Genomic DNA, 9,282 nt, shown 5'->3' on the forward strand with positions numbered 1-9,282 from the left:
CATGCGCGACCCCGGATTCGTCGACGTGTTCAACCGCGAGGCCGACGTCTACGACGAGCGGCACGGCGCCACCTGCGGCGTTGCCCACAACCTGGCAATCGAAGCGGTGATCGCCCGCAGCAAGAAAGCCCGCAGCGAGGAAGACCGCGGCAAGGAAGCCCGCAGCGAGGAAGAAGAGCCGCGGCACATCGTCGACATCGGCTGCGGCACCGGCGCGCTGCTGGAGGCCGCCCACCGCCACTGGCCCCACGCCCGCCTGTCCGGCGTGGACCCGGCCGACCGCATGATCGGCGTGGCCCGGTCCCGGCTGCCCGGCGCGGACCTGCACGTCGGCACGGCCGAGCGCCTGCCGTTCCCGGACCGCAGCGCCGACCTGGTGCTCAGCACCACCGCGTTCAACCATTGGAGCGACCAGCGCGCCGGCCTGGCCGAGGCGGCCCGGGTGGTGACGCCGACCGGCCTGGTCGTCGTCGTCGAGCACGCGCCGCCGGACCCGGCCACCGCGGTCCTGCTGACGCTCGCCGGCCGGATGGTGCGCCACCACTCCGAGCACGACATCACCGAGGCGGCCTGGGACGCGGGTCTCGCCCCGCTCAGTGTGACGACCGAGGCGGGCGGATTCCTGCGCCTGATCGCGCAGCCGGCCGCCACCGCACTATGGAAGGAGCCGTCGTGACGGTCCTCATCGTGGGCGCCGGTCCGGCCGGGCTGACCCTCGCGGCCGAGCTCAGCCTCGCCGGCGTGCCGTGCCGCATCCTGGAGCAGCGGTCCGAGCGCTACCCGCACTCCCGGGCGTTCGCGCTCACCCCCCGCTGCCTCGAGATCCTCGACATGCGCGGCGAGGTCGACGAGTTCCTGACCCGGGGCCTGCCCTCGCACGTCATCTCGCTGGGCACCAAGGGCCGGGGCATCGACATGTCGCGGTACGTCGACAGCCGGCACAAGTACATGCTGATCCTGCCGCAGGTCGACACCGAGGAGGCGCTCGAGGCCTGGGCGCTGAAGCGGGGCGCGGTCATCGAGCGCGACACCGAGGTCGTCGGGCTCAGCCCGGACGGGGACGGCGTCACGGTCCGGGTGCGTGACCCGGAGGGCGAACGCACCGAGCGGGCCTCCTTCGTCGTCGGCTGTGACGGCGCGCGCAGCACCGTACGCGATCTCCTGGGTCTTTCGTTCCCCGGGACGCCGTCGCAGTTCTCCGCGATCATCGCGGACGTCAAGCTCGCGCACGTCCCCGACGAGCAGGTCTTCGCCCGGCACACGCACCGCGGGATGGTCGCGGTCATGCCGTTCCCGGACGGGCACTTCCGCCTGATGATCCAGGACCACCAGCGGATGCAGATCCCGGTCTCCGAGCCGGTGACGCTCGCCGAGATCCGGCGCAGCGCCGCCGAGATCCTCGGGGTGGACCTGGGCATCCACGACCCGCGCTGGCTCAGCCGGTTCCGCAGCGAGCAGCGGCTGGCGTCGCGCTACCGGGTGGGCCGGGTCCTGCTCGCCGGCGACGCCGCGCACGTGCACACCCCGGCCGGTGGGCAGGGGCTCAACCTCGGCATCCAGGACGCGATGAACCTGGGCTGGAAGCTCGCCGCGACGGTGCACGGCTGGGCGCCGCCGGACCTGCTGGACACCTACGAGGGCGAACTCCGGCCGCTGGCCGCCAAGGTGCTCCGGGAGACCGAGAACGTCTTCCGGTTCAACACCGCCCGCGGCCCGCTCATGCGCTCGGCGCGCTGGCTGGTCAAGCAGGCGCTGCTGGTCCCGGAACTGCAGCGCAGGGTGGTCACCGAGATGGCCGGCACCGAGGTGCGCTACGGCTCCGGCGACCATCCGGCGGTGGGCCGGCGCCTGCCCGACGCCCAGCTCATCCTGGTCTCCGGCACGGTCACCTCGGTGTTCCGGCTGCTCCAGGCCGGCAAGCCGGTCTTCGTCGACCGGACGCCCGGCGGCCGGCTCGCGGACCGGGCGGCCCGGCTGTGGCCGCGGCACCTGGTCACCGCCCACGCCAAGGTGGACGGCGCCGCCATCCCGGCGGCGGTCCTGGTTCGCCCGGACGGGCACGTGGCGTGGGCCGCCGACCGGGCCGACGAGCCCGGGATGCGCGAGGCCCTGATCCGCTGGCTCGGCAAGCCGCAACCCTGAGGAGGCCACCGTGGCAAGCACGATGAAGGATCGCTTCACCCGGTTCATCAGCCGGGCCAACGTCCGGGTCTACCGGACCACCGGCGGCCGGGTCTGGAACAGCATGCTCGGCATGCCGGTGCTGCTGCTCACCGTCAGCGGCCGGCGCACCGGCATCGTCCGGACCAAGCCGGTCATCTACTTCGAGGACGACGGCTCGTACATCGTGGTCGGCTCGCTCGGCGGGGAGCCCACCGAGCCGCTGTGGTTCCGCAACCTGCGCGCCGCGAAGACGGCCGCCGTGCAGGTCGGCCCGCGCACCACCGAGGTCGACGTGCTGGTGGTGGAGGGCGAGGAGCGGGAGCGGCTGTGGAAGAAGGCCACCGAGCTGGCGTCGTTCTTCACCGCCTATCAGGCCCGGACCGAGCGGGTGTTCCCGCTGGCGCGGCTGACGCCACGGGCATGACTTCGCCCGGGTGACTCCATTGTCATGCGCCTGTCACAACGATAGTGTCAACGGAAGTCAATCGATGACAGGGGGAAGCCATGGCGCAGCGGGCCTCGCTGGCGACTCGGGAACGGCTGATCCTGGGCGTCCTGCTGATCGTCCAGTTCATGCTCATCCTGGACGTCGCCATCGTCAGCGTGGCGGTGCCCAGCATGCAGGAGAGCCTCGGCATCAGGGCTGGTGACCTGCAGTGGGTCTCCACCGCGTACACGCTGACCTTCGGCGGCCTGCTGGTCGCGGCCGGCCGGATCGCCGACCTCTTCGGCCGCCGCCGGATGTTCATCATCGGCACGGCGGTCTTCACGGTCAGCTCGCTGTTCTGCGGCGCCGTGCAGGAGCCGTGGCAGCTCTTCGCGGCGCGCGGCGCGCAGGGCGTCGGCGCGGCCCTGGTCTCGCCGGCCATCCTGTCGCTGCTGCTGACCAGCTTCGCCGACGAGGGGGTGCGCAACCGCGTCCTCGGCCTCTGGGGCGCCGTCGGATCCGGTGGCGCCATCGCCGGGCAGCTCATCGGCGGCGTCATCACCGACAGCCTCGGCTGGCGCTGGATCTTCCTGGTCAACCTGCCGATCGGCATCCTCGCCTGCGTCGCCGCGCCGGTGCTGCTCGCCCGCGACGGCGAGCGCTCCGGCGAGCGACTCGACACGGCCGGCGCGGTCACGCTCACCCTCGGCCTGCTGTGCGCGGTCTTCGGCGTCAGCCGGATCGCCGAGCACGGCGCCGACACCGTCGTGATCGCGGTGTTCGTCCTGGCCGCGATCCTGCTGGCGGTGTTCGCCCGGCACGAGCGCCGGTACCCCGAGCCGCTGGTCCCGTTCGACGTCTTCGAGAACCGCAGCCTGGTCGGCGGCAACCTGCTGTCGATCGTCAACGGCGTCATGGTGATGACCGCGATCTTCTTCTCCACCCTCTACATGCAGCACGTGCTGAACTTCTCGGCGCTGCAGGCCGGTCTCGCGTTCGCGCCGGTCACCGTGGTCATCCTGATCATCTCGGGGATGACCGGCCGGCTGACCGACCGCTTCGGCATCCGCGCCCTGCTGGTGACCGGGGCGGTCTTCACCGGCCTCGGCATCCTCGGTCTCATGGCGATGCGGGTCGGCGGCGACTACTGGATCACCGTCCTGCCGGGCCTGCTGCTGCTCGGCGTCGGTCAGGGCCTTGCGTTCGCGCCGGCGACCGCCGCGGCGACCCACGGCGTCCCGGACGACCGGCAGGGTCTCGCCGCCGGCCTGGTCACGATGTCGCAGCAGCTCGGTGGCGCGGTCGGGTTCGCCGTCCTGGCCACCATCGCCGCGGCGGTGCTGCCCGATCCGACCACGTCGGACCCCTACGCGCTCATCGACGGGTACCGGCTCGGCTATCTCGTGGGCCTGGTGCTGCCCGTGCTCGGCGTGATCTTCGCGCTCTGGCTGACGCCGGGCAGGACCACTCCGGCTGCTCCGGCCGACGAGCCTGCCACGGCCGGCGCCTGATTTTCAGGGGTACGGCCGGAGCACCCGGCCCGCCGCACCCGGCCCGCCGCGCCCGGCTCCGGCCGGGCGCGGTCCGCGTGCCCGCGTCACCGGTCGTCAGGACTTCACCCGGCGCGCTTCCGCGTGCCCGCCTCGCGGTCGTCAGGACATCACCCGGCGCAGGTAGTGGGCCGTCGGGCTGTCCGACGCCGCCACCTCCCGCGGAGTGCCCTGCGCGCTGATCCGCCCACCGTCGGCGCCGCTGCCCGGCCCGAGGTCGACGATCCAGTCCACGGCCGCCGCCACGTGCAGGTCGTGCTCGGCGAGGACCACGGTGCTGCCCTCGGCCAGGATCGCGTCGAAGGTGTCGACCAGGCGCGCCACGTCGGCCGGGTGCAGGCCGGTGACCGGCTCGTCGAGCAGCACCAGGCCGGGGCGCCGGCCGCGGGCGCCGCGGTTGATCGTCGCGGCCAGCTTGAGCCGCTGCGCCTCGCCGCCGGACAGCTCGGTGGAGCTCTGCCCGAGCTGGAGGTAGCCGAGGCCCACCTGACGCAGGGTCGCCAGGGTGGTGGCGAGCGGCGCCGGATCGGTGAACAGCGCCGCCGCCTCGTCGACCGTCAGGGCGAGCACCTCGTCGATGGTGACGCCCTGATAGCGCACCGAGAGCACGTCGGCGCCGAACCGGCGGCCGTCGCACTCGTCGCAGGTGACCGTCACGTCCGGCAGGAAGTGCATGTCGACCGAGCGGCGCCCGTACCCGGCGCAGGCCTCGCAGCGGCCGCCACCGGAGTTGAACGAGAACGCGGAGGCGCCGAGGCCCTTGAGCCGGGCCGCGTCGGTGCCGGCGAACAGCGTACGGATGGTGTCGAAGGCCTTCGAATAGGTCGCCGGATTCGACCGCGGGGTGCGGCCGATGGGGTCCTGGTCGACGACGTTGACCCAGCCGAACGCGCCGGCCCCGTCGACCCGGCCGACCGCCGGCACGCGCCGTCCCTCGATCGCCGCGAGCGTCCCGGCGGCGACGCAGTCGTGCAGCACGCTGCTCTTGCCGCTGCCGCTCACCCCGGTCAGGCAGGTCAGCACGCCCTGCGGCAGCGCCAGCCGGTCGATGCGCACGTTGTGGCTGCGCAGATCGTGCAGCACCAGCCAGTCGTCGCCCGGGGTCCGCCGCGCCCGCCGCACCCGGGGGCCGGTCGTGGTCAGGTACGGCGCGGTGCGCGATCCGGGCTGCGCCGCGAACTCGGCGGCCGGGCAGGAAGCGACGAGCCGGCCGCCGAGCTCACCCGCCCCGGGGCCGATCTCCACGACCCAGTCGGCGCCGGCGATGAGGTCGGTGTCGTGCTCGACGAGCAGCACGGTGTTGCCGGCGTCGCGCAGCCCCCGGATGATCTCGGAGAGATGCTCCTTGTCGGCCGGGTGCAGGCCGCACGTCGGCTCGTCGAGCACATAGACGATGCCGGTGAGCCCGCTCGCCAGCTGGCCGACGACCCGGGCGCGCTGCAGCTCGCCGCCGGACAGCGTCGGCGCGGGCCGGCTCAGCTGCACGTGCCCGAGGCCGAGCCGGACCAGCAGGTCGAGGCGCCCGCCGAGCTCGGGGAGGAGGACCCGGGCGATCTCGGTCCGGGTGACGTCCAGCCCGTCGGTCACACCGGCGGCCCACGCCGCGGCCTCGGTGACCGTCCCGGTGACCACCTCGGAGTACGCGCGCCCGTTCACCCGCTGGGTGCGGCTGCTCTCGCCGTAGCCACTGGCGTCGCAGTCCGGGCACTCCACCATGCGCATGTACGGCAGATAGCGCTTCTTGGCGTTCTCCGTCCCGGCCGCCGAGAACAGCCGCTCGACCTCGGCGACCGCGCCGCGCAGCGGCTTGCTCCAGCGGTACGTCACCTCGGCGTCGGAGTTCTTGTTCGGCAGATCGATGCTGACCGAGATCGACTCGTCGCCGGTGCCGTAGAGCAGCGCGTCGCGCAGGCCCTCCGGCAGCTCCCGCCACGGCTTGGCCAGGTCGGCGCCGAACCGCTCGGCCAGGAACGGCACGGCGGCCTGCTCCCCGGAGTGGAAGCGGTCGAACCAGGTGGACGCGCCGCCGGTGAGGGGCGCGTCCGGATCGGTGATGATCAGGTCCGGGTCGGCGTGCAGCGTGGCGCCCGCGCCGCGGCAGCTCCGGCACGCGCCCTCGGTGCTGTACCTGTCGAAGTGCGCCGACGCCAGCACCGCGCCGTCCGAGGAGTGCCCGAGGACCCGGGAGAAGAGCAGGCTCAGGTACGCGTCGATGCCGGTCACCGTCGCCAGGGTGGACCGGGCGTTGCGGTTGAGGTGGCGCTGGTCCACGGCGAGGGTCGCGCCCAGCCCGGTGATCCGGTCGACCTGGGGCCGGTCGCGGGGGGTGATGTACTGGCGGACGAACGGCGCGAGGCCCTCCAGGTACCGCAACTGCGCCTCGGCGTGCAGGGTGTCGATCGCCAGCGAGGTCTTGCCGCTGCCGCTGACCCCGGTGAACGCCACCACCGCGCCGCGCGGCACCCGGAGATCGACGTCGCGCAGATTGTGCGTGCGGGCGCCGGTCACCTCGATCCACCCGGAGTCGCCGACGTGTGCCGCAGGATTCCGCATGTCGTCCCCTCGACGCTCGGATGCGCTGTCCGGACACCATAGTGGAGGATGACAAAAGTTGACAATCGAACCTGTCAACGCAGCTCGGGACCGGCAGACGTGAAAGCCCGTGCCATGACAGCGGCAACACCACACGGTGTGGCACGACACCCTTTGCCGGTGACACGCGGGCCTCTAAGCTGGACGCCCGGGGTCTGACGACCCGTTTCCCGCTGGAGAGGTCGTCCTTCATGGCGAGGCAGCCGGCATTCGGCCGCCGTCTCAAGGCGCTGCGCCTGCGACGCGGCCTGTCCCAGGCCGACCTGGCGCGCGGCGCCCTGTCGGCGAGCGCCGTCTCGCTGCTCGAGGCCGGTCGCCGGGAACCCACCCAGGCGACCGTCGAGGCGCTCGCGGCGCAGCTCGGCTGCAACCCCGCCCTGCTCGCCGACGGCAGCGACACGCTCGTGGTGGCCGACGCCGCGCGGCTGGTCGCGCTCGGCGAGATTGCCGTGCAGGAGGGCCGGCACGAGGAAGCGGCCAAGCTGTTCGAGGACGCGTTGTCCGAGGGGCTCGGCGACCCGCTGCGGGTGCTGCGCGCGCGGCTGGGCCTGGCCGGGGCGGCCGAGATGGCCGGGCGCTTCGGTGACGCGCTGACCGCGCTCGAGCGGCTCGCGGCCGACTTCGCGGCCGAGCGGGTGACGCCGCCGCTCGCGGTGACGATCCCGCTGGCCCGGGTGCAGCGCGCGGCCGGCCGGCCGGACGACAGCAGGCGGACGGCGGCCGCCGCGCTCGAGCGCATCGATCAGTTCGGCCTGACCGGCCTCCGGGAATACGTGCAGCTCGCCGGCGTGGTGGTCGGCGGGCTCGCGGACGCCGGCGACATCACGGCGGCCGCCGCCACCGCCACCGCCATGCTGGCCGGCACCGAGCCGGTCCGGAGCCGGCGGGAGCAGGCCGCCGCGTACGCCGCGGCCGGTCAGATCGCCGCCGGCGAGGGCTGCGAGCTCGAGGCGCTCCAGTTCACCGAGCGCGCCGCCCGGATCATGCGGCAGGGCGAGGGGATGAGCTCGTCGGCGGCGCTGCGCATGTCGCTGGCGTGGCTGAAACTGCGCCAGCCGGCGCCCGACATGGCCGGCGCCGAGGAGTTGCTCGTCGACGCGCGCGCCGAGCTCGAGCACCTCGGCGATCTCAACACGCTGGTCTGCTGCGAGACCCAGTTGTCCCAGGTGGCGCTCGCCCAGAAGCGGGCGCCGGACGCCCGGCGCTGGGCCGAGATCGCCCTGGGCCGCAGCGGGCCGGAGGTGGGCGGATTCGAGCTGATCCACGCCGGGATCGCCCTCGGCGAGAGCCACTTCGCCGCCGGCGCGGCGGACGACGCGGTGGCCTGTTACGCCGACGCGGCCCGGCAGCTGGCCCAGTTCGGTCACTCGCAGATGACCGCGATGGTCTGGAGTGAGCTGGGCCGGCTGTTCCACGAGGCCGGCCGGCCGCAGGAGGCCCTGCACGCCTACGACCAGGCCGTCGGCGTCCGCTGACCCGGCTCTGTTTCGGCTTCTGTCAAGGTCCTGTCACGCCCATGGGTGACGCGCTGTCATGGCTTTGAGCTGCGCGGGTTTACTGTGGAGTGGATTTGCTGTTAGTCTCCCGTCACAGCTGAACCGGACAATTTCCGTCTCACAGTCAACTGGCCTGCCCGGTGCCGCGCCCGCCCTCCGGCGGCGACGCGCCCGCGAGTGGTCCTCCGTCGCAAAGGGAGCAATGACATGACTCTGGCGTCCGTCGTGCCCACCGGTCTCGCCGCCGGCACCTGGATCATCGACCCGTCCCACTCCGAGGTCTCCTTCAGCCTGCGTCACATGGGCCTGTTCAAGGTGCGCGGCTCGTTCGCGGTCTTCACCGGCCAGGTCGTCGTCGACGAGCAGGTGGAGAAGTCGTCCGTCGCCGTCGAGGTGCAGATGGACTCGGTGGACACCCGCGACCCGAACCGGGACGGGCACCTGCGCTCGCCGGACTTCTTCGACGTCGAGAAGTTCCCGGTCATGACGTTCCGGTCGTCCTCGGTGCGGGTCGACGGGGACCGCCCGGTGCTGGTCGGCGAGCTCACCGTCAAGGACGTGACCCGCCCGTTCGAGCTGGCCGTCGAGCCGCTCGGCGTGATCGGCGACCCGATGGGCAAGCAGCGCTCGGGCTTCCTGGCCACCGGCGAGCTGTCCCGCGCCGACTTCGGCATCACCTTCAACATCCCGATGGCCGGCAACGACGTCGTGATCGGCGACAAGGTCCAGGTGTCCATCGAGGTGCAGGCCGTGCTCGACGACGGTCAGGCCGCCGGCCAGGCCTGACGAGTCCCGGCCGTCGAGCCGGCGCACGGCACGGTCCCCCCGTCCGGGTCGTGCGTCCCGAGCCGCCGAGGTTTCCGCGAGGAGCCTCGGCGGCTCTTTGCGTCAAGTGGTCCGTCACTGACTTGACCATCGCTTGACTAAGTTGTGGAGCAGACCTGACAGATTTTGTTGATTTCCTCAGTCATGCTGCCTAGGGTCGAGATCAGCCCGGCCGACCGTCGCCGTCCACTGGCGACACCGCAGCCGGAGTGCTCTGCGGCGACGAGAG

Annotated in this window: 7 protein-coding genes; 6 read left to right on the forward strand and 1 reads right to left on the reverse strand. The window is 72.7% G+C overall.

Annotated features, from left to right (window positions below; translation table 11 throughout):
* The first annotated feature begins 1 nt into the window (after position 1).
* The 4 genes from AB0G10_RS18060 (at position 2) to AB0G10_RS18075 (ending at position 4,101) form a co-directional block, all read left to right on the forward strand.
* Complete coding sequence (locus tag AB0G10_RS18060) at positions 2–676, forward strand: class I SAM-dependent methyltransferase (RefSeq protein WP_360922327.1); 675 nt, start codon at positions 2–4, stop codon at positions 674–676.
* Positions 673–2,142 carry an FAD-dependent monooxygenase gene (locus tag AB0G10_RS18065; RefSeq protein WP_360922330.1) on the forward strand — a complete coding sequence of 490 codons (1,470 nt, stop codon included), beginning with the start codon at positions 673–675 and terminating at the stop codon, positions 2,140–2,142. Before AB0G10_RS18060 ends, AB0G10_RS18065 begins: the two co-directional genes overlap by 4 nt.
* Positions 2,143–2,152: 10 nt before the next feature.
* Positions 2,153–2,587, forward strand: a complete 435-nt coding sequence (locus AB0G10_RS18070) for a nitroreductase/quinone reductase family protein (protein ID WP_360922333.1) — start codon at positions 2,153–2,155, stop codon at positions 2,585–2,587.
* 80 nt (positions 2,588–2,667) lie between these two features.
* Positions 2,668–4,101, forward strand: a complete 1,434-nt coding sequence (locus AB0G10_RS18075; RefSeq protein WP_360922336.1) for an MFS transporter — start codon at positions 2,668–2,670, stop codon at positions 4,099–4,101.
* 141 nt (positions 4,102–4,242) lie between these two features.
* Here the strand turns inward: AB0G10_RS18075 and AB0G10_RS18080 are convergent, their stop codons facing one another.
* Positions 4,243–6,693 (reverse strand): excinuclease ABC subunit UvrA, encoded by a 2,451-nt coding sequence (locus AB0G10_RS18080; RefSeq protein ID WP_360922339.1) that lies wholly within the window; start codon positions 6,691–6,693, stop codon positions 4,243–4,245.
* Between the two features lie 230 nt (positions 6,694–6,923).
* On the opposite strand from AB0G10_RS18080, the gene AB0G10_RS18085 reads away from it, so the two are divergent.
* Together AB0G10_RS18085 and AB0G10_RS18090 are read left to right on the forward strand one after the other, a co-directional pair.
* Complete coding sequence (locus AB0G10_RS18085) at positions 6,924–8,207, forward strand: tetratricopeptide repeat protein (RefSeq protein ID WP_360922342.1); 1,284 nt, start codon at positions 6,924–6,926, stop codon at positions 8,205–8,207.
* A 228-nt stretch (positions 8,208–8,435) separates the two neighbouring features.
* Positions 8,436–9,014, forward strand: coding sequence for a YceI family protein (locus AB0G10_RS18090; RefSeq protein WP_360922345.1), 579 nt, complete (start codon positions 8,436–8,438; stop codon positions 9,012–9,014).
* Positions 9,015–9,282 lie beyond the last annotated feature (268 nt).

It is taken from the genome of Actinoplanes sp. NPDC023714 (genome assembly GCF_040639855.1).
Taxonomy (GTDB): domain Bacteria; phylum Actinomycetota; class Actinomycetes; order Mycobacteriales; family Micromonosporaceae; genus Actinoplanes.

Bases quoted from the DNA above. Each gene is read 5' to 3' on its own strand.
- AB0G10_RS18090 (WP_360922345.1), top strand. From the start codon at position 8,436: ATGACTCTGGCGTCCGTCGTGCCCACCGGTCTCGCCGCCGGCACCTGG.
- AB0G10_RS18080 (WP_360922339.1), bottom strand. From the start codon at position 6,693: ATGCGGAATCCTGCGGCACACGTCGGCGACTCCGGGTGGATCGAGGTG.
- AB0G10_RS18060 (WP_360922327.1), top strand. From the start codon at position 2: ATGCGCGACCCCGGATTCGTCGACGTGTTCAACCGCGAGGCCGACGTC.
- AB0G10_RS18075 (WP_360922336.1), top strand. From the start codon at position 2,668: ATGGCGCAGCGGGCCTCGCTGGCGACTCGGGAACGGCTGATCCTGGGC.
- AB0G10_RS18085 (WP_360922342.1), top strand. From the start codon at position 6,924: ATGGCGAGGCAGCCGGCATTCGGCCGCCGTCTCAAGGCGCTGCGCCTG.